This window comes from Gemmatimonadaceae bacterium (assembly GCA_035533755.1).
GTDB lineage: Bacteria > Gemmatimonadota > Gemmatimonadetes > Gemmatimonadales > Gemmatimonadaceae > JAGWRI01.
Genome location: DATLTC010000019.1, coordinates 23,281 through 48,714, shown reverse-complemented (window position 1 = coordinate 48,714; position 25,434 = coordinate 23,281). Strand labels below are relative to the sequence as shown.

Here is a 25,434-nt window from a genome sequence, read left to right as displayed (position 1 = left end):
CGGCTATTCCACCGCCGCCCGCTCGTCGTCCACGTGCAGCCGCGTGAGTTCGCCGCGGAACAACGCCGCCACGCGCAGCGACAGGAACAGCGCCACCGACGACAGTCCCGCCACGAACCCCCACCACAGGCCCGTGGGCCCGGCCGCCGTGCGGAATCCCAGGTAGAGACTCACCGGCAGCCCGATCGCCCAGTAGCCGGCGAGCATCGCCACCAGCGGCGCCCGCGTGTCGCCGATGCCCCGCAGGACCCCCGCCGCCACGGCCTGGATGCCGTCGAACACCTGGAACACGCCGGCCACCGGGATCAGCAGCGACGCGATCCCGATCACCGCGCCGTCCGTGGTGAACAACCGCGCCAGCGCCTCGGGCAGCGTCAGGAAGAGCAGGGCGGTGCCGCTCATGAATCCCACGCCGCACAGAAACGCCGCCCGTGCCGCCCGGCGCGCGCGCTCGCCGTCGTGCGCCCCGATGGCCTGCCCCACGCGCACCGCCGCCGCGGCCGACACCCCCAATGGCACCATGAACGTCAGCGCGGCGAGCTGGATCGCGATCTGATGCGCCGCCACCTGCGCCGTGCCGAACCACCCCATGAACAGCCCGATCGCTCCGAACGCCCCCACCTCCAGCACCTGCTGCAGGCCGATCGGGATGCCGATGGCCAGCATCCGCGCCAGCGCCCTGGCCTTCCAGGCATCGGCGTGGCGCGCCATGAGATACCGGCGCAGGGTGCGCCACGACAGCGCGAGTAGCGCCGCGAACATCACCCACCGGCTGACGACCGTCGCGATCGCGCTCCCCTCCACCCCCAGCGGCGCCGACCCCAGATGCCCGTAGATGAACACCCAGTTGAGCCCCGCGTTGAGCGCGTTGGCCCCCACGATCGTGAGCACGATCGGCGCCAGCTCGTGCATCGCCTGCAGGCTCTGACGCAACACCACGAAGGCGAGAAACGGCAGCACGCCCAGGATCGAGATCCGCACGTACGCCGCCGCGTCGGGTATGATCTCGGCCGGCTGGCGGGCCAGCGTGATCACCCGCGTGGCCGGCGCCATGACCGCGGCGCAGACCACGCTCAGCGCCACCGCCAGCAGCATCCCCCGCTGGATGCCGCGCGCCACCGCGGCGTCGTCGCGCGCGCCCACGGCCTGGGCCACGATCGGATCGAGCGCCATCAGCGTGCCCATGGCGAACACGATCACGTTGAAGAAGTAGATGTTTCCCAGCGCCACGGCCGCCAACGCCCGCGCCGACACATGACCGACCATGATCGAGTCGATCACGCCCATGCCCATCAGCCCCACCTGCACCACCACCACCGGCAGGGCCAGCGATACCAACGCCCGGAATTCGGTGCGCAGCGGGCTCGTGCCGTCGGCGGGCGGTCGGTTTGCGGCGGTTGCCATCCGGGGAATCTCGCAGGCCCGGTGCGCCGGTGCCACGCGGGCCCACCGCAATCGGGACAGATTGCGTTGACAAACCGTCCCGGCCCGTACTTCTTCCCCTGATACCTCCAGCCGTTCGGACCCCCGCATGCCGCGCTTTCGCACCGCCGCTGTCACCACGCTCCTGTTCGTCCCCATCGTCGCCGGCGGATTCCTGCTCCAGGAACCGCCGGCCCGCGCCAACGCGCGGCTGTTCGAGCAGGTGATGTCGCTCGTGGCCAACCAGTACGTGGACACCGTGCCGGTGCCCGACATCTACGCCAAGGCCGCGGCGGGACTGGTGCGGGAACTCGACGATCCCTACTCGCAGCTCTTCTCGCCCAAGGCCAGCGCCGATTTCGCGCGCGGCACCGGCGGCCGCTACGGCGGCACCGGGATGGTGCTCGGCGAGGATCCCGCCGGCACGTACGTGGCGCAGGTGTTCCCGCATACCCCGGCCGCCGACGCCGGCGTGCAGGAAGGCGATCGCATCACCGCCGTGAACGGCAAGAGCGTGATGGGCGTCTCCAGCGTCGACATCGCCACGAAGCTGCGCGGCGAAGTCGGATCCACCGTCGAGGTGACCTACGCGCGCCCGGGCGTGCCCACGCCCATCAAGCTCGCGTTCACGCGCCGCGAAGTGCACATCCCGGCCGTGCAGTACGCCACCGTGCTCGACCACAGCGTGGGCTACATCCCCATCCAGACGTTCAATGAGAACGTCGTGGAAGAGGTCACCGACGCGATCCGCAAGCTGTCGGCGCAGGGCGCCAAGGGCTTCGTCATCGATCTGCGCGGCAACGGCGGCGGCATCGTGGACCAGGCCCTGCAGCTGAGCAGCCTGTTCCTCAAGGATTCCCAGGAGATCGTGAGCGTGCGCTCGCGCAACGTGCCCGACGAGATCTCGCGGGCCGGCACGCAGCACATGCTGGTGGGCGCGCCGCTCGTGGTGATGGTCGACGGCGGCACCGCCTCGGCGTCGGAGATCGTGGCCGGCGCGCTCCAGGATCACGACCGCGCCCTCGTCGTGGGCACGACGTCGTTCGGCAAGGGCCTGGTGCAGTCCGTGTATGGCCCGCTCGACGGGGGCTACGGACTCAAGCTCACCACGGGCAAGTGGTACACCCCCAGCGGCCGCTCCATTCACCGGCCGCGCAAGCTCAACGACGCCGGCCAACTGGTGGAGACCCGGCCGGACTCGCTCGAGACCGACTCGGAGCGCCTGGCGCGTCCCAAGTTCCGTTCCGACGACGGACGCATCGTGTACGGCGGCGGCGGCATCACCCCCGACGTCGTGGTCCACGACGACACGCTCACCACGCTCGAACAGCAGTTCTTCCGGTCGCTGGCGCCCAAGGTGGGCGCCGTCGCCACCGAACTCGACGAGTATTCGCGCCAGCTCAAGGACAGCCTCAAGACGCCGACGCTGGAACTCAAGCCGGCCTGGCGCGCCGAGCTGCTGCATCGCCTGGACAAGCGGGGCGTGGTCATCGAGCCCAAGTTCGCCGCCGTCGGCGACTCGATCCTCATCCAGCAGCTCGCCGTGCGCACCGTGGGCAAGGCGTTCGGCGACGGCGTCGCCAAGCAGCTCACGCTGAACGAGGATCCCCAGCTCACCAGGGCGATCGACCTGCTCCGGCGCAGCGCCACGCAGTCGCAGCTGTTCACCGCCGCGCATACGCAGTAGTCCGGTGGGCGAGCACTTCCTGCGCGTCACGCGCACCGCGCGCTACCACACGCTCGGCGAGCCCGGGGCGCGCGTCCGAGAGGTCTGGATCGTCTGCCACGGCTACGGCCAGCTGGCCGGCCGGTTCCTGCGCCACTTCGCGCCCATCGCGCATCCGTCGCGTCTCATCGCCGCGCCCGAGGCGCTGTCCCGCTTCTACCTCGACCCCGCGCTCCCCCACAGCCCCGACGCCAAGATCGGCGCTACCTGGATGACCCGCGAGGACCGCGAGCATGAGATCGCCGACTACGTGGCGTACCTCGATGCCCTCGCCGCCACGCTCCTCGGCGGCGCCCACCGCTCGCGCGTGCGCCTCGTGGCGCTCGGCTTCTCGCAGGGCGTGTCCACGGTCATGCGCTGGCTGGCGCAGGGGCAGTCGCGCGCCGACCGGCTGATCGCGTGGTCGGGGAGCATTCCGCAGGACATCGACTTCGGCGCCGCGCGCGACCGGTTCGGGTCGGAGCCCGTGGCCTATGCCTACGGCGATCGCGACCCGTACTTCGGTGCGTCGCGGAACGCGCAGCAGATGGATCTCCTGCGCGGCGCCGGCATTCCCCTGGTCGCGGTGCCCTTTGCCGGCGGTCACGCAATCGACGCCGACACGCTCGTGCAGGTGGCGGGTCCGCCGCCCGACTGAGCGTCAGTCGCGCCGGCGGTCGATCAGCCGCTTGATGTCGCGCCGGTCCTTCTTGGTGGGGCGCCCCTTGTCCTCGAACACGAACGCCGCCGGCGCCAGGCGCAACTGCTCGGCCTGCCGCTGGCGCGCCGCCACCGACTCCGCGGTCTCCTCATACAGAACCTGGGCGTCGCGTGCCGAGCCGCGTCGCCCGGCCAGCGCGCGCACCACCAGCGAGTGCTCGTAGGGCCCGAGCCGCAGGCGCACCGTGTCGCCGGGCTGCACCAGCTTGGCCGGCTTCGCGCGGTCGCCGTTCACTTCCACCTTGCCGCCGGCCACGGCGTCGGTGGCCAGCGATCGCGTCTTGAAGAAGCGCGCCGCCCACAGCCACTTGTCGATGCGGATCTTTGACGCGTCGTCGGTCATGGCTGAACTATATCGCGCGCCACGCCGCGTGCGCACGCCCCCGTCCCCGCCGCTCCGGCTACTCCTCCGGGCCGCGGGTGGCCTGGACTCGTTCGAGAAAGCTCCGCTCCTCACGCTGGATCAGGCGCTTGGACTGCGCCATGGCAAAGTTCGCGCGCCCGTCGGGGTCCGCGCGCAGGCGGCTGCGGTACGCCTCGTACGCGGCGAGCGACGAGAACGAGATGAGCGCCCAGGCCACGTTGTTCGTTCCCTCGTAGGGCAGGAAGTAGCCGATCAGGTCCCCGCCGCAGCGGGGGATGATGCGCGTCCAGTTGGCCGCGTATTCGGCGAACGCATCGCGCTGGAAGGGGTCGATCTCGTAGCGGATGAAGCAGGTGATGGACACGGACGCTCCTGGCGTGAAGGGACGCACCCCGGCGATCGGCTGCAGCATAGCCGATTGCGCCACGCATATGGTTCGACTATTGTGGAACTATGGACGCCGCGCCGGATATCGTGCCGATCGCCAGGCTCATGGGCGACCGGGCCCGGGCCACGATGCTCATGGGGCTCATGACGGGCCGCGCCCTCACGGCAACCGAGTTGGCCCGGGCCGCGGGCGTGACCAAGCAGACGGCCAGCTCCCATCTCTCCAAGCTGGTCAAGGTGCGGTTGGTCGCCGTGGAGCGCGCCGGCCGCCACCGCTACTTCCGGCTGGCCAATCGCGACGTGGCCGCCGCGATCGAGCGCCTGATGGGGCTCGCCGGGCGCGTCGGCGCCGTCCACGTCAACTCGGGGCCGGCGGATCCGGGCCTCCGCAAGGCCCGGGTGTGCTACGACCACCTCGCCGGAGACCTGGGGGTGCTCGTCTTCGACCGCTTCAGAGAGCGCGGGTTTCTTCGCGGCCAGGGCCGCGCCCTGTCGCTCACCGCGGAGGGCGAACGGTTCTGCCTCGAGATGGGGATAGACGTCGCGGCGTTGAAGCGGGCCCGCCGGCCCCTCTGCCTGCCGTGCCTCGACTGGAGTGTTCGACGCCATCATCTGGCGGGCGCCCTCGGCGCCGCCATCCTGCGCCGGTGCTTCGCCCTCGGATGGGCGCGGCCGCACAGGACTACCCGGGTGGTCTCCTTCTCCGCCGTGGGGGAGCGGGCACTCCGCTCGACGCTCACCGGCCGCGGGTAAGGGGATCGCGGACCCATAAGTTGACATGTTACTGACCAGCAAGTAAGTTACCGCGTCGGCGAGGCTTAACCCACAGCCTCGCCCTCTTTTTGTCCTGTGCAGTAAATGACCGACTCGTCGGTTAGCCGTTACGTGTAAGGCATTGGAGGACACGATGGTTCAACCAGAACTCGCGCACGAACCCAAGTGGCGCCGGCTCCCCGAAGAGCGGCCGCGGCAGATCCTCGATGCCGCGTTCGCCACCTTTGCCGAGCACGGACTCGCCGACGCGCGGCTCGACGACATCGCCAAGCGCGCCGGCGTCTCCAAGGGCACCATCTACCTCTACTTCCAGAGCAAGGAAGAGCTGTTCCGCGAAGTCGTCCTCCATACCGTGGGCGACGCGATCGACGAACTCGAACGGCGCATCGCCGGCAAGACGGCCCTCGAGGATCTGCACTCGTTCATGGACGCCCAATGGCGCTTCATGTGCTCCGCCGCCTTTCCGCCGCTCCACCGCTGGGTGAACGCCGAGCTTCACGCTTTTCCCGACCTTGCCGACTTCTACGGCCGCCAGGTGTTCAGTCGCGGACGCGCGCTCCTGCGGTCGATTCTCGAGCGCGGCATGGAGCGCGGCGAATTCCGCCGCATGGATCCGGGCATGGCCGCCCGCATGCTCATCGCCCTCTTCGTCACCTACGGCAACTGGCGCCACCAGCCGGTGCTGTGCGACTCGATCGGCGGCAAGTCGGACCAGCAGCTGCTCGACGAGATCAAGCAGTTCTACCTCAACGCCATTCGCCCCGCGTCCGATGCGGCGGCCACGGATTCACCCTCATGAACGTCATCCTTCCCTCTCGCGCGCGCGCGCGTACCGCGCGCCCGTTGCTCGCCGCCCTGCTCCTGCTGCCGGCCGCGGCCGGCGCGCAGCAGCTCGCGCCCCAGCGGCTCTCGCTGGGCGACGCCGTGCGCATGGCGGCCCGGCAGAGCGCCCTCGTGGCCAGCGCCACGCTGCAGACGGCGGCGGCGCGGGCCCGCGTGGACCAGCAGCGCTCCAGTCTGCTGCCCAACTTCTCGGCGTCGGCCCTCGAGTCGGGGCACACGGTGAACTCGGCGACGTTCGGCTTCAACTTCCCCACGGCGCCCGGCCAGCCGCCGCTGCTCGATCCGCTCGGGCAGGTGATCGGGCCGGTGACCACCCTCGATCTGCGCGGCCGCATCTCGCAGACCCTGTTCGACGCCGGCGCGTTCGAGCACTATCGCGCGGCGCAGGCCAGCGCGTCCGCCGTGCGCGTGAACGAGAGCGCTGCCGCCGAGCAGGCCGCCACCCAGGCCGCGATGGCGTATCTGCAGGCGCTGCGCGCCGACGCGCAGCTCTCGGCGCGACTCGCCGATTCGTCGCTGGCCGTGGATCTGCTCGGCATCGCGCGCGATCAGCTGTCGGCCGGCGTGGGCGTGGCCCTCGACGTCACCCGGGCCGAGTCGCAGTTGGTGGGCGTCAGGGCGCAGCTCATCTCGGCGCGCAACGACCAGGCGCGGTCGCGCCTCAACCTGGCGCGCGCCGTGAATCTGTCGCTCGACACGCCGCTCGTGCTCACCGACTCGCTCGGCTCGCTGCCCGACGTGCCCGATGCCGCCGACCCGCAGGCGGCGGTGGAGGCGGCGCTCCGCGCCCGCCCCGACATCCGGGCGCTGGAACAGCAGCTCGCCGCCGAGCGCCTGCAGGTGCGCGCCATCCAGTCGGAACGGCTGCCCACGGTGGCGGCGTTCGGCGACGACGGCACGATCGGCATGCGGCTCAGCCACATGCTCGCCACGTACACGTGGGGCATCCAGCTCTCGGTCCCGATCTTCGACGGCATGCGCCGCGACAGCCGCGTGAGCGAGCAGCAGGCCAACATGCGCGACCTCGAAGTGCGCGAGCGCGACCTGCGCCAGCAGGTGATGGTCGACGTGCGCAGCGCGGTGCTCGACCTCTCGTCGGCCCGCCAGGTCGTGGATGCGACGCGCGAACGGTTGCGCCTGGCCGAGCAGGAAGTGGCGCAGGCCCGCGACCGCTTCCGCGCCGGCGTGGCCGGCAACGCCGACGTCATCACCGCGTCGCTGTCGCTCAACGCCGCCCGCACGCAGCTCATCGACGCCGAGACGTCGTACCAGGCCGCCCGCGTCGCGCTCGCGCGCGCCGAAGGCCGCACCACCTCGATCCAGTAGCCCGCGTCCCGATCGCCGTCACCACCACGAAACTCTCATAAGTACCGACCATGGCCACCTCACCGAATACCTCCGATCTCGACGCGACACCGACCGCCGGCAGCTCCCGGCGGCGCATCCTCATTCCCATCCTCATCGTAGCCGCGCTGGCCGGGCTCGGGTGGGCGTTCAATGCGTGGCGCTACGCCCGCGTCCACGAGTCCACCGACGACGCGCAGGTGGACGGCGACATGACGCCCGTCCTCGCCAAGGTCGGCGGCTACGTGCAGCGGCTCACGATCGACGAGAACGTCCACGTGGCCGGCGATTCGCTGCTCGTGCAGATCGACCCGGCCGAGTATCAGGCGCGCTTGGCGCAGGCCGAGGCCGACCTGGCCGCGGCGCGCGCCGCCGTGTCGGGTCCGCAGGGCGAGGGCCAGGCGCAGGCCATGGTGCAGGCCGCGTCCAGCCAACGGGCGTCGCTGCAGGCGCAGATCGGGGCTGCCCGGGCCAACCTCACCAAGGCCAACGCCGATCTGGCCCGGGCCCGGGAACTCGTGGCCAAGCAGATCGTGTCCAAGCAGCAGCTCGACGCCGCGCAGGCGGCGGCCGACGCGGCCGCGGCCACGCTGCAGGCGCTGCAACGCCAGCAGAGCGCGGCGGGGTCGAACATCACGGCCGCGCAGGCCGGGGTCAGGCTGGCGCAGGCGCGGTTGGCGGCGGCGCAGGCCGCGGTGGAGAACGCCAAGCTGCAGCTGTCGTACACACGCGTCACCGCGCCCATGGCGGGACTCGTCTCGCGCAAGCAGGTGGAGATCGGACAACTCGTCCAGCCCGGCCAGCCGCTGCTCACGATCGTCGCCGACACCGGCGTCTGGGTCACCGCCAACTTCAAGGAGACACAGCTCTCCGACATCCTGGTGGGCCAGCCGGTGGACATCGACGTCGATGCGTATCCGGGATGCGACGTCAAGGGCAAGGTCGAGAGCCTGAGCGCGGCCACGGGCGCCAAGTTCGCCCTGCTGCCGCCCGACAACGCCACCGGAAACTTCACCAAGGTCGTGCAGCGCGTGCCGGTTCGCATCGCCGTCACGCGCGGCTGCGGTCCCGATCATCCGCTGCGCCCCGGCATGTCCGTGGTGGCGCACGTCGTCACGCAATAGCAGCCGAGGCACCACCCGATGAAGGATTCGACCGGAACGGTCGACGACGGCGCGCGCATCATCGCCGGCGCGCGGGGCACGGCGCGCGTCGTGTTGCCAGCCGCGGCGTCTCAGGCCGTGGGCGACGAGGACCCATACAAGTACAAGTACATCATCGCCATCGCGGTCACGCTGGCGGCGGTGCTGGAGCTGATCGACACGTCGATCGTGAACGTGGCCATTCCCCACATGATGGGGAACCTCGGCGCCACGCTCGACGAGATCTCGTGGGTGTCCACCGGCTACATCATCGCCAACGTGATCGTGATCCCGATGTCGGGGTGGCTGTCGTCGTACTTCGGCCGCAAGCGCTACCTCACCGGCTCCATCGCGCTGTTCGTGTTCGCGTCGTTCATGTGCGGCGCGGCGACCTCGCTGGGCGGGCTCGTGCTCTGGCGCGTGGTCCAGGGACTGGGCGGCGGCGCGCTGCTGTCCACCGCGCAGACCACGCTGTTCGAATCGTTCCCGCCGGAGGAGGTGGGCATCGGCCAGGCGATGTTCGGCGTGGGCGTGATGGTGGGCCCGACGATCGGCCCCACGCTCGGCGGCTGGATCGTGGACAACTACAACTGGCCCTGGATCTTCTACATCAACGTCCCACTCGGCATTCTGGCCGGGTTCATGGTGTACACGTACGTCCACGACGCCGCCCACCAGGCGCGCGCCACGAGCATCGACATCCCGGGCATCGCGCTGCTCGCCACCTGCGTCGGCTCGCTGCAGTGGATGCTGGAGCGCGGCGAGCGCTACGACTGGTTCGATTCCCGGTTCGTGACCGTGCTGTGCGTGGTCTCCGTGACCTCGTTCGTGTTGCTCATCTGGCGCGAACTCACGGCCAAGGAACCGGTCATCAACCTGCGCGTGCTCAAGAGCCGGCAGCTGGCCGCCGGCGTGAGCATCGCCGCATTCCTGGGACTGGCGCTGTTCGGGTCGGTGTTCGTGCTCCCCGTGTTTCTCCAGCAGTTGCACGGGTTCACGGCCAACCAGACGGGCCTGGTCATCCTGCCCGGCGCCATCGCGTCGGCGATCACCATGGCCTGGGTGGGACGCAACGCCAACTGGCTGGACGCGCGCGCCACGGTCACGATCGGCGCGCTGTTCTTCTTCCTCTCGATGTGGCAGCTCTCCACGCTCACGCTCGACGCCGGGCGCGGCGATCTGTTCTGGCCCCTCGTGTGGCGCGGTGTGGGACTTGGCCTGATCTTCGTGCCCCTCACCAACGCCACGATGGCCGAACTCGCCACCCGGGACCTGGCGCAGGGCACGGGCATGTTCAACCTCACGCGCCAACTGGGCGGATCGCTGGGCATCGCGATCATGGCCACGCTGCTCACGCGATTCACGACGATCGCCAAGGCCGGCGTCACGGAGCATGTGACGACCATGGACCCGCAGTCGCTCGGCCGGCTCCACGCCCTCACCCAGGCGATGATCGCCCGGGGCGCGGCGCCGCTCGTGGCCCATCAGCAGGCGCTCGCCATCCTCGACTACCAGATCACGGCGCAGGCCAGCGTGCTCGCGTTCTCCAAGATCTACCTCCTGAGCGGCGCGCTGCTCCTGTCGTCGCTGCCGCTGCTCTTCTTCTTCCATACCGGCAAGGCGCGCACCACGGTGCGCTCCATGCACTGATCGCGCAGGCCCCTCGACGGGCAACCCCGGATGGGATAATGTGATGCCCATGCCGGAACCACGACATCACTGGATCGTGCGCGTCACGCATTGGGTGAATGCGTTTGCGCTCACCATCATGGTGGCCAGCGGCCTGCGCATCTTCGACGCGTATCCCGCGTTCGCGCGCAAGGGCGAGACGTTCTGCTGCTACCCGTTCGCGGGCAAGATCATCCCCGTGGGGCTCACCTTCGGCGGCTGGCTGGCCGGCGCCAGGAATTGGCACTTCGCCATGATGTGGCTGCTCGCGCTCAACGGGCTCGTGTACCTCGGGTTCATCTATCTGCACGGCGAGTGGCGCGACCTCGTGCCGCGCCGCGGCCAGCTGCGCGACGCCTGGGAGATGGCCCGGTTCTACGTCTTCGCGCGCCCGGACCATCCGCGGCAGGGCAAGCACAACGCGCTGCAGCGCGCCACGTACTTCGCCCTTCCGCTGTTCGGCATCGCGGCCGTGGTGTCGGGCATCGCCATCTGGAAGCCGGTCGAACTGGGCTGGCTCACCAGCATCCTCGGCGGTTATGTGTGGGCGCGCTACTGGCACTTCCTGGCCATGGTCGCGCTCGTCGTGCTGTCGCTGGCGCACGTCTTCATGGTGTTCGCCGTCGATCCGTACGCGCTCCGCGCGATGACCACCGGCGGCTACAACCGCGACCGATCGCCCGAAGCGCGCAACGCGCGCCCCTTCTGGTGGAAGCGGCCGCCCGCCGCCGCGCCCGCGGCGCTGCCGCCGGAGGCGGAATGACCATCGACCGCCGCCGTTTCCTGCAGCTCACCGGCGCGTCGCTCACCGCGGCGTTCTTCGCCGCGTGCGATTCGCAGGGCCCCCACGCCGCCCAGCCGCTGCTCCGGTTCGCCGAGCGCAGGAACGAGACGGTGGAGCGCTGGCTGTTCCGGCATACGTCCATGGACCGCGCGCCGCGCGGCGCCGCGCTGGCCGGCGCCGCATTTCCCGAGTACTACATCTCGGACGACGTTCCCGTCTGGGACGAGAAGACGCGCGGCCCCTGGACGCTGGAGATCGGCGGACTCGTGGACCGCCCGCTCACGCTGTCGCACGACGATCTGCTCCGCCTGCCGCGCGTCACGCAGCGCGTGAATCATTACTGCGTGGAAGGGTGGACGGCCGTGGCCGAGTGGACCGGCACGCGCGTCTCGGAGATCGCCAAGCTCGTCGGCGTGCATCCCGACGCCAGGTACGTGGACTTCGCGTCGTTCGACGACGACTACCATGAGAGTTGGGATCTGGCCAGCGCCATGCACCCGCAGACCCTCATCGCGTACGGCATGGACGGCAAGCTCCTCGCGCCGGCGCACGGGGCGCCCGCCCGCGTGCATTCCCCCGTCAAGCTCGGGTACAAGAACACCAAGTACCTGGTCCGCGTGCAGTTCATGGCCGAGCGGAATGGTGGGTATTGGAGTGATCAGGGCTACGAGTGGTACGGCGGCACGTGAGCCGCCGGATGTTTCTCCCGTTGCCGACTTGCGGCTCGCTCCGCCCCGCGCTCCCGCGCGTGCCTTAACGCTTTGCTCACGCCGGCGTCTCCCTTCACGAACGCCGCGCGACAATGTGCGGCACGGGAACCAGGGGGATGTATGCGAAAGTTCAATGCGATGATCGCCGGTGCGGCGCTGGTCTGCGGAGTGGCGGCGGTGGCCGCCGCCCAGCGCCCCGGCCCGATGGGGCCCATGCAGGGCCAGGGAAGGGGCGGGCGCATGGGAGCGATGATCACCCGCCAGCTGTTCCGCGGGATCACGCTCACCGACGCGCAGAAAGCGCAGATGCAGAAGCTGCGCGACGGCAACCGCGCGCAGATGCAGACGCTGGGCAAGTCGGCGCAGGCCGACCGCGAGGCGCTGCGTACGGCGCGCGAGCAGGGCGACACGATCGCGCTCCGCGCCGCGCGCCAGAAGATCGAGGGCGATCGCAATCGGGCCATCGCGTACCGCGGCCAGCTCCAGCAGAGCGTGCGCGGCGTGCTCACGGCCGATCAGCAGAAGCAGTTCGACGCCAACCGGACGCGCGTTGGCCAGCGCGTGGCCATGGCGGGCCGCGCCATGCGGCAGGAGCGCATGCGCTTTCGCCACCAGGCCATGATGCGCGCGTTCATGCCGCACCGCGGCGGCTTCGGGCCGGGCCGCGGGGAATTCGGGCCGGGCGCGCGGTGGAACCAGCGCGGTGGTCCGGGCATGATGGGGCCCGGCAGGATGGGCCCGGGCGGCATGGGCCCGTCGCAGCAGCGCGGCTTCGGTCCGCCAGGTGCCCGCGGTGGATTCGGGCCCCAGCGCCGCGACTCCACCAAGGTACCGCCGCCCGCGCCGCCCACGGGCGGCTGACCGGACGGGATAGACGGGGGTGGGACCACGAAGGGCTCGCGTTTCCGCGAGCCCTTCGTGCATCAGCCTACCAACCCGGCGCCATCTGCACGCCCACCACCCAGCCCTTGCCCGGGCGCTGGAACGGATGCGCGATGTACGTCTCCAGAATCAGGTAGCCGAGCACGTTCACGCGGGCCGTGATCCCCGTACTGAATACCGGAATGTGATCCACGCAGTTCACGAACTGGCTGGTGGCCTGCGCGGCCGGGCTCGAGCAGCTCGCCGGGATGTTGTTGGCCGTGGTCGCAATCCGCCAGTCGGGCGGCTGCGACGCCGAATAGGCGATGCCGCCGTCGAAGAACGGCGCGATCTCCACCGGCAGGAACGAGGTGGGAAACAGCCCGAACTGCTGCGAACCGAACAGCGGAATGCGGAACTCGAGATTGAACACGTCCACTCGACTGCCCAGCAGGCGGTCGAACACCGGGCACGCGTTGGACGCTCCATTGGCCACGCACTCGTTCACGCCGTACGACCCGTATCCGTACCCGCGGATCAACGTTTCCTCGCCCAGGTACAGCGGATAGATCTGCCCGGTGCCGTAGGCCTCGGCGTCTCGTCCGTACCGGCCGTAGTGCATGCCGCGCATGGCGAGCGTGAATGGCTGCATGAAGAAATACCGCCGGTAGTCGGCCAACAACCCCTGGAAATTCAGCTGTCCGACCGTGGGGTTGAATTCCAGCCGCCAGCGGTCGCCCGACACGGGCCCGGTGTACGCCGAATACGAGTTGTCTTCCACGAGCGCGATGTCGGCCTGCGCGTAGGAACTGGACGGGTATCCCACGCCGGTGGTCCGCGCTTCGTCCACCACCTGATTGCCCACCAACGTGAACCGGTCGATCTCCTGATCGTAGCTCAGCCGCGTGCCCGACACGCCCAGCTCCACGCGGCGCGTGGTCGAGAACGGATACTGCGTGTTGAACGACACCTGGTCGATGTAGATGCGCTGCAGAATCTGATAGTAGTTGAGCGCGGGGATGCCGCCGGCCGCCACGGTGTCGGAGAGGCCCGTGTAGCCGGTGAGATACGGGACGTGCTCCACGCCCACTGCCCAGTTCCACCGGTGCTTCAGATTCTGGTAGTACACCGCGCCGCCGATGTCCTTGACGGTGCCGTTGGCCTGCAACACGGTGGTGATCTGGCGGTCGCTCAATTGATCGCCCCACAGCGCCGCGATGCCGCCGGCCACGCCGGTGCCGAAATAGCCGCCCGTCTGCACGCCGATGCTCGGCTGGCTGATGGCGTCGAGCGAGAACGACGAGTGATACGGATGGGTGGTGAATGCGTTGCCCGACGGCAGGCCATTGAGCGGATCGTTGAGATACGCCGTCACCGTGTTGCTGCCCGGCAGGTCGCCCGGCGGCAGGATGCTGGCCACGTTCACCGCCGACGTCGGCTGCACCGGCAGTCCCTTGGTGGCGTCGGCGTCCAGCCCGTACACCGCATAGCCCTGGCCCTGGAACACCGTGAACAGCAGCCGGCCCGTGGTGGGCGACACCGTGATCGCCGGCGACTCCTCGGTGATGCCGCTCACGCCGGTGGCCACCTTGGTCACGCGCGTCACCGCGCCCGTGGCGAGCGTGAGCCGGTACACGTCGCTGAACCCGTCCTGGTTGGACACGAACAGCAGATGCTGCCCGTCGGGCGTGTACTGCGGATTGATCTCCTTGGCGTTCGGGAACGGCGCGTACACCGTCACCGGTCCGCCGTTCACGCTGATCGTCGCCAACTGCAGCGGCGAGTACGTCAGATTCTGGAAACTGGTCTGCGGACCGCGGTCGCTGGAGAACGCGATCGTCTGGCCGTCGGGAGAGAACTCCGGCATGAAGTCGGCGTAGCGATCATTGGTCAGCTGCCGCACCTTCTCGGTGGCCAGGTCGAGCACGTAGATGTCGCTGATGCCGCCCTGCATGCCCGACAGCGCCATCTGCTTGCCGTCGGGCGACCACGAGATGCCCGTCACCGCGCCCACGTCGGTGATCGAGATCCGGCGCGCGATCTGCGAATTCTCCACGTTGAGAATGGCGATGTCGTTCTTGCCGTTCTCATCCACGATGAACGCGAACTGCTTGCCGTCGGGCGACCAGGCGCCGCTGGAATTGATGAAGTTCAGGGCGTCGAAGTGCGGATCGCTGGACGGCGCCGCCAGCTTCTTGATGATCCGCCCCGTCTTCGCGTCGGCCACGTACAGGTCGATGCTGAACAGCCCGCGCGACGAGAAGAACGCCACGTACTGGCCGTCCGGGCTGATCACGGGCGACACGTTCATGTCCCCGCTCTTGCGCCCCGTCTGCAGCACCGGCTGCCCGGCGTCCTGCGGCTTGGTGCGCCCCACGAGCTGCGACGTATACAGCGCCTTGTTGGCGTCGGCCCAGTCCTTGCCCAGCGAATCGGGCGTCTCGCCCAACACGCGCGTGATCGCGTTGTCCAGACCCAGCCGCAGCGACGTGCGGTACACGTCCACCACCGCCCGCTCACCCCAACGGCCGGCCACGTACGCCCACAGGGCCTGGCCGTACCGGTACGGGAAGTACCTTGGGTCGGTGTTCAACTGCTTGATGGTGGGGAACGAGTCGCGCTCCACCGCGTCGCGCATCCACATCGCCGTCAACTCGCTGTTCCGGCCCAGCGAGAAGTACTCGGCCATGCCCTCGATGAGCCAGCCGGGCAGCGTGCTCATCCGCGCCAGGCCGTTCACGTCCCCGTTCTCCGCGATGTCGTACTGGAACACGTGCACCAGCTCGTGGCCGATCACGTGGTCGTTGTCGAAGTAGCTCCCCTGGAACGGCATCACCACCCGGGTGCGCATCCCCTCCGTCACGCCCTGCTCGCCCTGGTCCGGGGAGTCCTGCACCACGTTGGTCTGCTCGAAGTCCGAGTGATCGGCATACAGCACGATCGACTTGCGGTCGAACTGGTGGGAGAAGGTCTCGGAGTGGCGCGTGTACCAGCGCTCCGCCATCCGCCCCAGATCGTGCGTGGCCAGCGACTCCGCGGGATAGTAATAGATGTCGAAGTGCGGGGTCTTGAGCACCCTGAAGTTGAAATTGTCGTACTGGACCTTGTTCCGGCCGAAGTACTGGGCAGAGGCGCTCTGGACCCCGCCCAGCGCGACCAGCGCGAGGCCGAGGACCACCGGACGCGTGAGCGAACGAATCATTGAAGCCCCGCGGTCGAACCGCTTGATGTGGACGTCATCGCCGTGCTGTGCATGATCCCCTGCTGAATACCGGACGCCGCGCGCCGGGGCAAGGGGCACCGGTGGAACAAAAATGTGGTACGCCGAACTTCCCTCAAGGTGCCCGAGCGGGCGGGGATTGCCCGGATGCCGCCGCCCGACGAACGTACAACCCGCGGCCGCCCCCTCCGCCACCCCCATGCGAAATTCCGAACATTCGGTACCGCCCCGAGCACCCCATCCGTACCGGCCCACCCTGTCCGACCGGCACGGGCCAGACGCCTGGTTGATCCTCAAGGCCGCTGGCTGGAGCGCGCTCGGGGCCCTGATGTTCATTCCGGTGGCGGCCAATCACAACCCGACCGGCCTCCCGCCCGTTGTTTTCGTGCCGCTCTGCGTCCTGCTCGCATGGGTGGGGCTCACAGCGCTCTCGCTCGCCCTCATCGGACCGGGCGTGGCCGTGGCCAGGTTCTACCTGAATCCGAGCGGAGCCAGCACGCCGTACCAGGAGCAGTTCTCCGCCGAACAGGCACTGGTGATGAAAGGCCAGCTGCCCCTGGCGCTCGCATCGTTCGAGCGACGCATCGCGGCCGATCCGCTCGGCATCCCGGTGCGCATCCGCGCCGCGGAACTGTACGCCACACTCGCCGCCAACCCCGCCCGCGCCGCCGAGCTTTTCCACGAAGTGCAGCGCCTTCCCGGCCTCTCATCCGGCGACGATATGTACGTGGGCAACCGCCTCGCCGACCTCTACCTCGGGGCGCTCGGCACCCCCTCGCGGGCGCTCGTGGAGCTGCGGCGCTTGGTCGATCGGTATCCCGGCTCACGCGTCGCGCCCCAACTGCGGCAGGCGATCGCCGATCTGAAAGCCCGGCACGTGAGCGACGACCGCCCCGCCTAGTCCACGTCGTCGCGCCGGTCACGTTTGCGCTTGCCGCGATGGCGCTTGGCCTCCAGCCGCCGCTCCACCGATGCCCGCGTAGGACGCGTGGGCCGCCGCTTCCTGGGCACCACCAGCGCGCGGCGCACCACGCCCGCCAGCCGCTCTTCGGCTGCCTCCCGATTCTGCGCCTGGCTCCGGCGCTCGCTGGCCACCACGCGTAGCGTCCCGTCCGTGGTCAGGCGCGAGGCGAGCGCCGTCAGCAACCGCGCCCGCTGATCGTCGGTGATGGCGCGCGACCGCGCCACGTTCCACTCCACCGCGACGCGCGTGGACGAGGTATTCACGTGTTGCCCGCCCGCGCCGCCGGCCCGCGACGCGCGCACCTCCAGCTCGTGCCGCGGAATGGCCACCGACGCGTTCACGGAGAGGTCAGTCCGTTCCGGCATCGTCGCCCTCGGCGTCGGGGTGCACCCGCAGCGCCGCCACGCGGCGCCCGTCCATCGCCACCACCTCCAATTCACCGCCCGGATACGGCGCCCGGTCGCCCACGCGCGGCACGCGCCCCAGCCGCGCGAACGTGTACCCGCCGATCGTCTGCCAATCGCCATCGGGAATGGGCAGCTGGTGTTCGCCTCGCACGTGCTGCAGCGACAGCGAGCCCGCCAACTCCAGCACGCCGTCGGTCTCGATGGCCGAGCGCGTGGCCACGTCGTGTTCGTCGTTGATGTCGCCGATGACCTGTTCCACCAGGTCTTCGAGGGTCACGATGCCCGCCGTGCCGCCGTACTCGTCGAGTACCACGGCGATGTGGGCGCGCGTCTTGCGCAGATCGTCGAGCACGCGCTGGGCCGGGCGGGTGTCGGGCACGAACAGCGTCTCGCGCAGGTAGCGCGCCAGCGAGAAGGACGTGCCGGTTTCGTGCAGCCACAGGTCCTTGGCCAGAAACACGCCCACGATGTCGTCCAGCGACTCGGCGTAGACCGGGTATCGCGAGTACCGCTCGCGCCGGAGGACGTCGTGCACCTCCTCCTCGGTGGCGGTGAGCCGCAGCGCGGTGACCTCGGTGCGGGGGCGCATCACCTCGCGCACGCGCTGGTCGCGGAACTGGAGCACGCCGGCCAGCATCTTGGCGCCGGCGTCGGTGGCCGAATCGCCGTCGCGGGGGCTCACGGGGGCGTCCGGGATCCCGAACATGCCCCGAATCCAGCGGTCCATCCGTTGGAACATCGAGCGGAGGAAGGCGGGTCTCACGGGCGGGCTCGCCAGCCTGGCGGTGGGGGAAACTTCTGTACCAGAGGATCGTCCAAGGCTATAGCAGAATGCCAGAGTTGTTCCAAAACGGAATTCCTTGCACTTTGCAATGAACCAAACTCCTGTGCGCTCCCCATCCAGAGTTGAACCCGCGCCGCTCCAGGCCATGCTCGACCCACGCTATCTGCTGCGGTGGGTCTATCTGGTTCGGTTCTCGGTGGCCAGCGCGATCTTCATCGCCGGCGTGGTGAACTGGGCCACGCAGGAAACGGATGCCAGCAAGCTCACGGTGGTCACGGTCACCTTCGCGCTGGTCACCGTCTTCACGCTAGCGTCGTTCGTGTACAGCGAAATATACCGAAAGCCGCTCGGCAAAACGTTTCTCTACGTCCAGAGCATCATCGATCTGCTGTTGGTGACGGTGGTGGTGCACGTGACGCCCGGGGTGGGTGAATCGGGCGGCGTCTCACAGTTCTCGGCCCTGTACATCCTGGTCATCGCCGCGGCCACGCTCATGCTCCCGGTGGGCGGCGGGCTGCTCGTGGCGGCCCTGGGCATCGTGCTGTTCTTTGCCGACACGGTGTTCGGCGTGAACGTGGTCATGCACAGCGGCATCGTGTGGGCGCAGTTGGGCGTGTTCGCCGCGGTCTCGGTGGGCAGCGCCATTCTCGCCTCGCAACTGCAGAAGGCCGGCGAGGGCAAGGAGATCCTGGTCGCGGCCCTGGAGCACGCGCGATTGCAGGCCGCCGACATCCTGCGGAACATCCAGAGCGGCGTGTTGACCATCGATTCGAGCGGCCACCTGCTGTACGCCAACCCCAAGGCGCAGGGGCTGCTCGGCGTGCCCTTCGACACGGCGCTGGGCGAGCCAGTGCTCGACCGCATCGCGGCCGCGGCCCCCGAGTTGGCTCAGGCACTGCGACGGTCGGTGGCCGACCGCATCCGCACCACGCGGGCCGAAGGAATCGTGACCACGGCGTCCAAGCGGTTCCCGATCGGCGTGACCACCACCTATACCGAAGGCGACGGGCTGCGCACCGATCGCACGGCGACGGCGATCTTCCAGGACATCTCCGACCAGAAGCGCCTCGAGACGCTGCGCCTGCGCGCCGAACGCCTCGAAGGCGTTGCCGAACTGAGCGCGTCGCTGGCCCACGAGATCAAGAATCCGCTGGCGTCCATCCGGAGCGCCGTGGAGCAGCTGGCCGGCATGCCGCAGGAATCGGAGGACGGGCAGACGCTCAGCCGGCTCGTGCTGCGCGAGTCCGACCGCCTGTCCCGCCTGCTCACCGAGTTCCTGGACTTCGCGCGCGTGCGCGTGGCGCGCACCGGCGACGTGAAGCTGGCCGACATGGTGCGCGGCGCGGCGCGGCTGGCCGAAGCCCATCCCGAGGAACAGGGGCGCAACCGCGTGGTGTGCGTGGTGCCCGAGGACGACGACCTGTCGGTGCAAGGCGACGAGGATCTCCTGCACCGCGCGATCTTCAATCTGCTGCTGAACGCCATTCAGGCCTCGCCCGAGGGGGGCGTGGTGAAGATCGAGGCGACGGCGATGAGTCCCGACCAGCTCCCGCTGGGCGTGCGCTACGAGGCGGGCAGCGTATCGGTGCGGGTGAGCGACGAGGGACCGGGCATTCCGCTCGAGATCCGCGACCGCCTGTTCGATCCCTTCTTCACCACCAAGCCCGGCGGGAGCGGCCTCGGTCTGGCCGTCGTGCACCGGGCGATCGAGGCGCATCGCGGCATGGTGTTCCTCGACAGCGGGCCGCGCGGCACCACGTTCACCGTGATCCTGCCGCGCACCCAGACCGCTTCCGGAGACACCGCGTGAGCACCAGAGTCGTGGAGCATCCCCCCAACGTCCTCGTCGTGGACGACGAAGCCGGCATCCTCGAGTCGCTGCGCATCCTGCTGCGCCACGAGGGATTCGAACCGCACCTCGCGCTCGGCGGCAACAAGGGCCTCGAGATGCTGGCCGCGATGTCGCCGGACATCGTCCTCACCGACATCCGCATGCCCGGGGCCACCGGCGTCGAGATCCTCGCCGCGGCGCGGCAGAACGACCCCGACGTGCCCGTGATCCTGATGACGGCCCAGGCCACGCTGCAGTCGGCCATGCAGGCGGTGAACGAGGGCGCCTTCTATTACATCCAGAAGCCGTTCCGCAACGACGAGTTGATCGCCATCCTCAAGCGCGCCGCCGAGCACCGGCAGCTGCGCGTGGAGAACAAGTCGCTCAAGCAGGAGATCAAGCGACGCGATCGCCATCATGGTGACCGCCCGGTGGGCAACAGCAAGCCGTGGATCGAAGTGCTGCAGTTGGCCGAGACGGTGGCGCCCACCGAGAGCACGGTGTTGATCCAGGGCGAGTCGGGCACGGGCAAGGAAGTCGTGGCGCGGTACATCCATGAGCTGTCCACGCGCACCGGCGGGCCGTTCCTGTCCATCAACTGCGGGGCGTTGCCCGAGAGCCTGCTCGAGAGCGAACTGTTCGGCCACGTGAAGGGATCGTTCACGGGCGCCGTGAAGGACAAGTCGGGGCTGTTCGCCGCCGCCGCCCGGGGCACGTTCTTTCTCGACGAGATCGGCGAGACCACGCCGGCCACGCAGGTCAAGCTGCTGCGCGTGCTGCAGCACCGCGAGGTGATCCCCGTGGGCGCCACCGACGCCGAGCCGATCGATGTGCGGCTGATCGCCGCCACCAATCGCGATCTCGAGGAGGAGATCAAGGTGGGGCGGTTCCGCAGCGACCTGTACTACCGGCTCAACGTGATCCTCTTCCATCTGCCGCCGCTGCGCCAGCGCCGGGACGACATCCCACTGCTCGTGGATCACTTCCTGCAGCGCATCGCGCAGGCTCGCGGCGAGGCGCCCAAGCATCTCGACGCCGATGCCCTCGAGGTGGCGCAGGGGTACGCCTGGCCCGGCAACGTGCGCGAGTTGGAGAACGCGCTGGAGCGCGCCGCCATCCTCACCACCGGCGAGACGATCGGCGTGAGCGGGTTGCCCGAGCGGGTCACGCAACGCAACGCCGAGCCGCTGGTGGCGTCGCGCACGCCGGCCAATCCCACGCTCGAGGCCGTGGAGCGGGCGTACATCATGTGGGTGCTCCAGACGGAAGGCGGCAACAAGTCGCGCGCCGCCGAGGCCCTGGGCATCGATCCGTCCACGCTCTATCGGAAGCTCTCCCGGTACGGGGTCGAGGTGTGACCGCGGGGGCCGAGGAGGTGGAACCGTCGCCTGCGTCCGCGGCGCTCGGCTGGCCGGCGGGGCTGGTGCGCCTCACTGGCTGGCTGGCGCCGGTGATCGTGCTCGTGCTGGCGGCGCGCGCCGTCAACCCGTTTCCGGTGGGCGCGGTGCCCGACGAAGCGGTGTACGTGGTGCTCGGCAAGGCGCTCGCCACGGGGCAGGGATACCGGTATCTGAATCTTCCCGGCGCGCCCGCGGCCACGCACTTCCCGCCGGGCTACCCGGCCCTGATCGCGCTGCTCTGGCGCATGGCGCCCACGTTTCCCGCCAACGTGCTGCTGTTCAAGCTCGTCAACGCGCTGCTCGTGGCCCTGGTGGCCGTGGGCGTGGCGCAGTGGGCGCGCCGGCGGTTCGACTGCTCGCCGATGGCCGCGAGCGTGTTCGCGGTGGTCTCGGCAGCCGCCGTGCCGATGCTCGTGCTGAGCGCGCTCGTGATGTCGGAGCCCCTCTTCCTGGCGCTGCTCGTGCCGGTGCTGCTCGTGGCCGAACGGGCGGTGGACGGACGCGGCCCCGCCGCCGCTGATGCGCGCCTGGCCGCGTTCGCCGGACTGCTCGCGGGCGCGCTCACCCTCGTGCGCGGGCTTGGCCTGGCGCTGGTGGCGGCCGTGGTGATGGCCCTGCTCGCGCGCCGCCGCGTGCGCGACGCACTGCTGGCGGGCAGCGCCGCCCTTCTCGTCATGCTGCCCTGGCAGTGGTGGGTGCACATGAACGCCACCGCCGTGCCGGCACCCATCCGGGGCACCTACGGACCGTACGGCGCCTGGCTGGCCGACGGCTGGCGCCTTGGCGGTGCCGCGTTCGTGGCCGGGACCGTGCGCGGCACCGTGGGCCAGGTGGCCGCGTTGCTCGCCACGCTGGCGGCCCCATCGGCGCCGCGCGCCGTCGTGCCCCTGGCGCTCGGCGCCCTGCTCGCGCTCGCCGCCGCCGGCGCATGGCGCATGTGGCGCGCGGCCCGCGTGAGCGCGCTCTTTCTCGGGTTCTATGTCGCGATTGTGCTGGTGTGGCCGTACGCGCCGGCGCGGTTTCTGTGGGGCATCTGGCCGCTGCTGCTCGCCCTGCCCCTGCTCGGCGTCGTGGCCCTCTGGCGGTGGTGCCCCGCAGGGCGCGGGGCGCGGGTGCTGCGCGCCTGCGTCCTCGCGGTGGCCGCGCTGCCGGCCATGGGGTACACGGTGTATACCGTGAAGGGGTATCGCGGCAGCTGGTGGGCCAATATTCCGCGCCAGCGTGGCGCAACGCTGCGTGCCGTGGTCTTGGGAGTGAAGGAATACGCCACGCCCACCGCGACGCTATCCGCCGAGGACGATGCGGCGATCTACCTGTACACCGGCCACCCTGCGGTCCCGTTCTACTCGTTCAGCGCCACGGATTTCTCGCACCCGCCCACGATCACCGAGGGCGCCGGCATGCTGCGGGCGATCCTGGCGGCGTACGCCATTGACGACGTCGTGGTGACGACGTCCGATCAGCGCGACATCGCGCAGACGCTGGTCGCGCAACACCCGCCCGAGCTTGCCCTGCGGGACAGCTTTCCCGGCGGACTGGTCTATTCCCCGATCCCGAGATGACGATGTCCGTCCCCGACGTGCCCACCGGATCCCGCGTCCCGGGAGGGCTGAGCCCCGCCGCCCGCCGAACGCCGCTCACGCCGCTCGACATGAATGCCTGGCGCCTGTCGGTGCTCATCCCCGTGTACAACGAACTGAACACCATCGAGACGATCCTCGACCGGGTGCACGCCACGCCCCTGCCCAAGGAGATCGTCTGCGTGGACGACTACTCCACCGACGGCACCCGCGAACGGCTCCAGCAGCTGCACGCGGAAGGCCGCATCGACCGGCTGATCCTGCAGCCGCACAACATGGGTAAGGGCGCCGCCATCCGCACCGCGCTCGCCGCCAGCACCGGGCACGTGGTGATCGTGCAGGACGCCGACCTCGAATACCACCCGTCCGATTGGCCGGTGCTGCTCGCCCCGATCATCGACGGGCGCGCCGACGCGTCGTTCGGCTCGCGGTTCCTCGGCGGCCCCCACCGCGTGCTGTACTACTGGCACTCCGTGGGCAACCGCATGCTCACCACGTTCAGCAACATGCTCACCAACCTCAACCTCACCGACATGGAGACCTGCTACAAAGCCATGCGCGGTGACCTGGCGCGCTCGCTGCGGCTCACCGCCAACCGGTTCGGGTTCGAGCCCGAAGTCACCGCCCGCCTCGCCCATGCCAAGGCCCGCATCTTCGAAGTGCCGATCAGCTATTCCGGCCGCACCTACGCCGAAGGCAAGAAGATCAACTGGAAGGACGGCGTCGCCGCGTTCTGGCACATCCTCAAATACAACCTGTTCGAATGAAACGCCGCACCTGGTGGATGCTCGCCGCGAGCATCGGTCTGCTCTCGTTCCTCGCCTCGTTCACGTCGCTGGCCAACCAGTTCGCCTACGACGACGTCTACGTCATCCAACGGGACGATCGCCTGCACTCGCTGGCGCACTGGTGGCACTTCTTCGCCGACTCGTACTGGTCCAAGGCGTGGGGCGGCGACGGCTACCGTCCGCTCACCATCCTCGGCTTCGCCGTGCAGTGGGTGCTGGGGCACGGATCCCCCGCCATCTTCCACGCCACGAACGTCGGGCTCTACATCGCCATGTGCGTCGCGGTGTACTGGGTGCTCTCGGGCGTGCTGCCCACCGTGCCGGCGTGGATCGCCGCCGCGCTGTTCGCCGTCGACCCGCTGCACGTCGAGGCCGTAGGCAACATCGTCGGCCAGTCGGAACTCACCGTGGGGCTCCTGCTCACCGTGGCCATGGGGCTCTACGTGTACGGTCGCCAGTTCGGGCCGCTCTCCGTGGGCCGCATGATCGCGATCGCCGCCTGCTACGCGGCCGCCATGCTGTTCAAGGAGCACGGCATCACGCTGGTGGCGCTGGTGGTCGTGGCCGAGATGACGGTGGTGCGCGATCCGCGCCCGCTCTGGGACCGCCTGGTGGCCATGCGCCCGTTCGTACTCGGCCTCACGGCCGTCGCCCTCGCGTTCCTGTGGGCGCGGGGCGTGGTGCTGCCCGGCAGCTTCGAGGGGTTCCATCCGTTCGTGCCCTTCCAGGGACTCCACCTCTCCAACACCAATCGCATCCTCACGATGATCGGCGTGGCGCCGCAATGGGGACGCCTCTTCCTCTGGCCCGCGCACCTGACCACCGAGTACGCGCCGCCGTACATCGAGATCGCCCAGGGCGTGAGCATCACGCAACTGCCCGGCTTTCTGCTCATGATCGGCGTGATCGGTCTCACGTTCGCGCTCCGCAAGCGGATCCCCGCCGCCAGCTTCGGCCTCGGCTGGCTCATCGTCGCCATGTCGCCGGTGAGCAACATCGTCGTGCCGGCCGGGTTCCTCATCGCCGAGCGCACGCTGCTCTTTCCCAGCGTGGGCGTGGCCATCTTCGTGGGATCGCTCATTCCGCTGGTGTACGAATGGCTCTCGGCGCGGCGGCTGGCCCTGACCGGCGCCGTGGTCACCGCCGGGCTCATCGGCATCGGCGCGTGGCGCAGCGCCGAGCGCCAGCGCGTGTGGCACGATGACGACATCCTCTTCAAGACCGCCGTCAAGGACGCGCCCGACAGCTACCGCGCCCACTTCATGCTGGGCGCCTGGTACATGCAGAACAAGCGCATGCGCGACGGCGAGGCCGAATACCACCGCGGGATGCAGCTCTTCCAGTTCGATCCGTTCATGGCGTTCAGCTTCGCCGAGAACTATCGCGCCTGGGGCATCTGCAAGCCCGCCATCGAGTTGTATCGGTGGGCCGTGGCCGTGGACAGCAATATCGTCGTCGCCCGGCCGCAATGGGCCGACTGCCTGTACATGGAGAGCAAGTACGACTCCGCCAAGGTCATCGCCCTGCAGGCGCTCAAGCATCACGGTCCGATCACCGAGCTCCACCGGATCATCGTGCGGAGCGACAGCGCGCTGGCAGCGGAAGCCGCCCGAAAGACCGCCAAACCCGATTCTGGCGAATTGCGGCGGTCGTTGCAGAACACACCACGGCCCGTTGGAGCCAAGGGGCAGGCAGTAAATACAACTCGTTGATACAGAGCGTCTTAGTGGGGTTTC

22 protein-coding genes are annotated in these 25,434 nt (G+C 69.4%); 16 read left to right on the top strand and 6 right to left on the bottom strand.

The features are described from left to right. Window positions 1-3: 3 nt before the first annotated feature. A complete protein-coding gene (locus VNE60_03600; GenBank protein HVB30594.1) occupies window positions 4-1,404 on the bottom strand; it encodes an MATE family efflux transporter in 1,401 nt (466 codons plus the stop codon). Between the two features lie 127 nt (window positions 1,405-1,531). Here VNE60_03600 and VNE60_03595 point away from each other — a divergent pair, with 127 nt between their 5' ends. Together VNE60_03595 and VNE60_03590 are read left to right on the top strand one after the other, a co-directional pair. Next, window positions 1,532-3,109 (top strand): S41 family peptidase, encoded by a 1,578-nt coding sequence (locus VNE60_03595; protein ID HVB30593.1) that lies wholly within the window; start codon window positions 1,532-1,534, stop codon window positions 3,107-3,109. A 4-nt stretch (window positions 3,110-3,113) separates the two neighbouring features. Then, on the top strand, window positions 3,114-3,785 hold the full coding sequence (locus VNE60_03590; GenBank protein ID HVB30592.1) for a hypothetical protein: 672 nt from the start codon (window positions 3,114-3,116) through the stop codon (window positions 3,783-3,785). A gap of 3 nt (window positions 3,786-3,788) precedes the next feature. Here VNE60_03590 and VNE60_03585 read toward each other — a convergent pair whose 3' ends face one another. Further along, the gene (locus VNE60_03585; GenBank protein ID HVB30591.1) at window positions 3,789-4,190 is read right to left on the bottom strand and encodes a S4 domain-containing protein; all 402 of its coding nucleotides are present in this window, start codon (window positions 4,188-4,190) and stop codon (window positions 3,789-3,791) included. Window positions 4,191-4,248: 58 nt separating this feature from the next. Next, a complete protein-coding gene (locus VNE60_03580) occupies window positions 4,249-4,575 on the bottom strand; it encodes an NIPSNAP family protein (GenBank protein HVB30590.1) in 327 nt (108 codons plus the stop codon). 89 nt (window positions 4,576-4,664) lie between these two features. Between VNE60_03580 and VNE60_03575 the strand changes: the two genes are divergently transcribed. From VNE60_03575 to VNE60_03540, 8 genes are all read left to right on the top strand, one after another. Next, the gene (locus tag VNE60_03575) at window positions 4,665-5,351 is read left to right on the top strand and encodes a winged helix-turn-helix domain-containing protein (GenBank protein ID HVB30589.1); all 687 of its coding nucleotides are present in this window, start codon (window positions 4,665-4,667) and stop codon (window positions 5,349-5,351) included. 154 nt (window positions 5,352-5,505) lie between these two features. Next, entirely contained in the window at window positions 5,506-6,171 is a 666-nt protein-coding gene (locus tag VNE60_03570; GenBank protein HVB30588.1) for a TetR/AcrR family transcriptional regulator, read from the top strand. Continuing rightward, the gene (locus VNE60_03565; GenBank protein HVB30587.1) at window positions 6,168-7,541 is read left to right on the top strand and encodes a TolC family protein; all 1,374 of its coding nucleotides are present in this window, start codon (window positions 6,168-6,170) and stop codon (window positions 7,539-7,541) included. Before VNE60_03570 ends, VNE60_03565 begins: the two co-directional genes overlap by 4 nt. A gap of 50 nt (window positions 7,542-7,591) precedes the next feature. After that, window positions 7,592-8,683 carry an HlyD family secretion protein gene (locus tag VNE60_03560; GenBank protein HVB30586.1) on the top strand — a complete coding sequence of 364 codons (1,092 nt, stop codon included), beginning with the start codon at window positions 7,592-7,594 and terminating at the stop codon, window positions 8,681-8,683. 18 nt (window positions 8,684-8,701) lie between these two features. Continuing rightward, entirely contained in the window at window positions 8,702-10,351 is a 1,650-nt protein-coding gene (locus VNE60_03555) for a DHA2 family efflux MFS transporter permease subunit (protein HVB30585.1), read from the top strand. Between the two features lie 49 nt (window positions 10,352-10,400). Beyond that, window positions 10,401-11,132: a cytochrome b/b6 domain-containing protein gene (locus VNE60_03550; GenBank protein HVB30584.1), complete on the top strand. Its 732-nt coding sequence runs from the start codon at window positions 10,401-10,403 to the stop codon at window positions 11,130-11,132. Then, entirely contained in the window at window positions 11,129-11,842 is a 714-nt protein-coding gene (locus VNE60_03545) for a molybdopterin-dependent oxidoreductase (GenBank protein ID HVB30583.1), read from the top strand. The genes VNE60_03550 and VNE60_03545 overlap by 4 nt, the downstream gene beginning before the upstream one ends. 141 nt (window positions 11,843-11,983) lie before the next feature. After that, complete coding sequence (locus VNE60_03540; GenBank protein ID HVB30582.1) at window positions 11,984-12,724, top strand: Spy/CpxP family protein refolding chaperone; 741 nt, start codon at window positions 11,984-11,986, stop codon at window positions 12,722-12,724. Window positions 12,725-12,791: 67 nt separating this feature from the next. Here VNE60_03540 and VNE60_03535 read toward each other — a convergent pair whose 3' ends face one another. Further along, window positions 12,792-15,926 (bottom strand): hypothetical protein, encoded by a 3,135-nt coding sequence (locus tag VNE60_03535; protein ID HVB30581.1) that lies wholly within the window; start codon window positions 15,924-15,926, stop codon window positions 12,792-12,794. A 346-nt stretch (window positions 15,927-16,272) separates the two neighbouring features. Here VNE60_03535 and VNE60_03530 point away from each other — a divergent pair, with 346 nt between their 5' ends. Beyond that, entirely contained in the window at window positions 16,273-16,845 is a 573-nt protein-coding gene (locus VNE60_03530) for a hypothetical protein (protein ID HVB30580.1), read from the top strand. Here VNE60_03530 and arfB read toward each other — a convergent pair. Both arfB and VNE60_03520 read right to left on the bottom strand, forming a co-directional pair. Further along, window positions 16,842-17,273, bottom strand: coding sequence for an alternative ribosome rescue aminoacyl-tRNA hydrolase ArfB (gene arfB, locus VNE60_03525; protein HVB30579.1), 432 nt, complete (start codon window positions 17,271-17,273; stop codon window positions 16,842-16,844). The genes VNE60_03530 and arfB overlap by 4 nt on opposite strands. Then, the gene (locus tag VNE60_03520; protein HVB30578.1) at window positions 17,257-18,078 is read right to left on the bottom strand and encodes a hemolysin family protein; all 822 of its coding nucleotides are present in this window, start codon (window positions 18,076-18,078) and stop codon (window positions 17,257-17,259) included. Before VNE60_03520 ends, arfB begins: the two co-directional genes overlap by 17 nt. Before the next feature lie 166 nt (window positions 18,079-18,244). Here VNE60_03520 and VNE60_03515 point away from each other — a divergent pair, with 166 nt between their 5' ends. From VNE60_03515 to VNE60_03495, 5 genes are read left to right on the top strand one after another with little or no spacing between them, the layout of a single operon-like run. Then, window positions 18,245-19,909, top strand: a complete 1,665-nt coding sequence (locus VNE60_03515) for an ATP-binding protein (GenBank protein HVB30577.1) — start codon at window positions 18,245-18,247, stop codon at window positions 19,907-19,909. After that, on the top strand, window positions 19,906-21,288 hold the full coding sequence (locus VNE60_03510) for a sigma-54 dependent transcriptional regulator (protein ID HVB30576.1): 1,383 nt from the start codon (window positions 19,906-19,908) through the stop codon (window positions 21,286-21,288). The genes VNE60_03515 and VNE60_03510 overlap by 4 nt, the downstream gene beginning before the upstream one ends. Then, window positions 21,285-22,892, top strand: a complete 1,608-nt coding sequence (locus tag VNE60_03505) for a hypothetical protein (GenBank protein ID HVB30575.1) — start codon at window positions 21,285-21,287, stop codon at window positions 22,890-22,892. The genes VNE60_03510 and VNE60_03505 overlap by 4 nt, the downstream gene beginning before the upstream one ends. Next, a complete protein-coding gene (locus VNE60_03500; GenBank protein HVB30574.1) occupies window positions 22,889-23,677 on the top strand; it encodes a glycosyltransferase family 2 protein in 789 nt (262 codons plus the stop codon). The genes VNE60_03505 and VNE60_03500 overlap by 4 nt, the downstream gene beginning before the upstream one ends. Beyond that, window positions 23,674-25,410 carry a hypothetical protein gene (locus VNE60_03495; GenBank protein ID HVB30573.1) on the top strand — a complete coding sequence of 579 codons (1,737 nt, stop codon included), beginning with the start codon at window positions 23,674-23,676 and terminating at the stop codon, window positions 25,408-25,410. Before VNE60_03500 ends, VNE60_03495 begins: the two co-directional genes overlap by 4 nt. Window positions 25,411-25,434 lie beyond the last annotated feature (24 nt).

Bases quoted from the DNA above. Each gene is read 5' to 3' on its own strand.
- VNE60_03600 (HVB30594.1), bottom strand. From the start codon at position 1,404: ATGGCAACCGCCGCAAACCGACCGCCCGCCGACGGCACGAGCCCGCTG.
- VNE60_03595 (HVB30593.1), top strand. From the start codon at position 1,532: ATGCCGCGCTTTCGCACCGCCGCTGTCACCACGCTCCTGTTCGTCCCC.
- VNE60_03585 (HVB30591.1), bottom strand. From the start codon at position 4,190: ATGACCGACGACGCGTCAAAGATCCGCATCGACAAGTGGCTGTGGGCG.
- VNE60_03575 (HVB30589.1), top strand. From the start codon at position 4,665: ATGGACGCCGCGCCGGATATCGTGCCGATCGCCAGGCTCATGGGCGAC.
- VNE60_03570 (HVB30588.1), top strand. From the start codon at position 5,506: ATGGTTCAACCAGAACTCGCGCACGAACCCAAGTGGCGCCGGCTCCCC.
- VNE60_03565 (HVB30587.1), top strand. From the start codon at position 6,168: ATGAACGTCATCCTTCCCTCTCGCGCGCGCGCGCGTACCGCGCGCCCG.
- VNE60_03560 (HVB30586.1), top strand. From the start codon at position 7,592: ATGGCCACCTCACCGAATACCTCCGATCTCGACGCGACACCGACCGCC.
- VNE60_03555 (HVB30585.1), top strand. From the start codon at position 8,702: ATGAAGGATTCGACCGGAACGGTCGACGACGGCGCGCGCATCATCGCC.
- VNE60_03550 (HVB30584.1), top strand. From the start codon at position 10,401: ATGCCGGAACCACGACATCACTGGATCGTGCGCGTCACGCATTGGGTG.
- VNE60_03545 (HVB30583.1), top strand. From the start codon at position 11,129: ATGACCATCGACCGCCGCCGTTTCCTGCAGCTCACCGGCGCGTCGCTC.
- VNE60_03540 (HVB30582.1), top strand. From the start codon at position 11,984: ATGCGAAAGTTCAATGCGATGATCGCCGGTGCGGCGCTGGTCTGCGGA.
- VNE60_03535 (HVB30581.1), bottom strand. From the start codon at position 15,926: ATGATTCGTTCGCTCACGCGTCCGGTGGTCCTCGGCCTCGCGCTGGTC.
- VNE60_03530 (HVB30580.1), top strand. From the start codon at position 16,273: ATGTTCATTCCGGTGGCGGCCAATCACAACCCGACCGGCCTCCCGCCC.
- arfB (HVB30579.1), bottom strand. From the start codon at position 17,273: ATGCCGGAACGGACTGACCTCTCCGTGAACGCGTCGGTGGCCATTCCG.
- VNE60_03515 (HVB30577.1), top strand. From the start codon at position 18,245: ATGCTCGACCCACGCTATCTGCTGCGGTGGGTCTATCTGGTTCGGTTC.
- VNE60_03500 (HVB30574.1), top strand. From the start codon at position 22,889: ATGACGATGTCCGTCCCCGACGTGCCCACCGGATCCCGCGTCCCGGGA.
- VNE60_03495 (HVB30573.1), top strand. From the start codon at position 23,674: ATGAAACGCCGCACCTGGTGGATGCTCGCCGCGAGCATCGGTCTGCTC.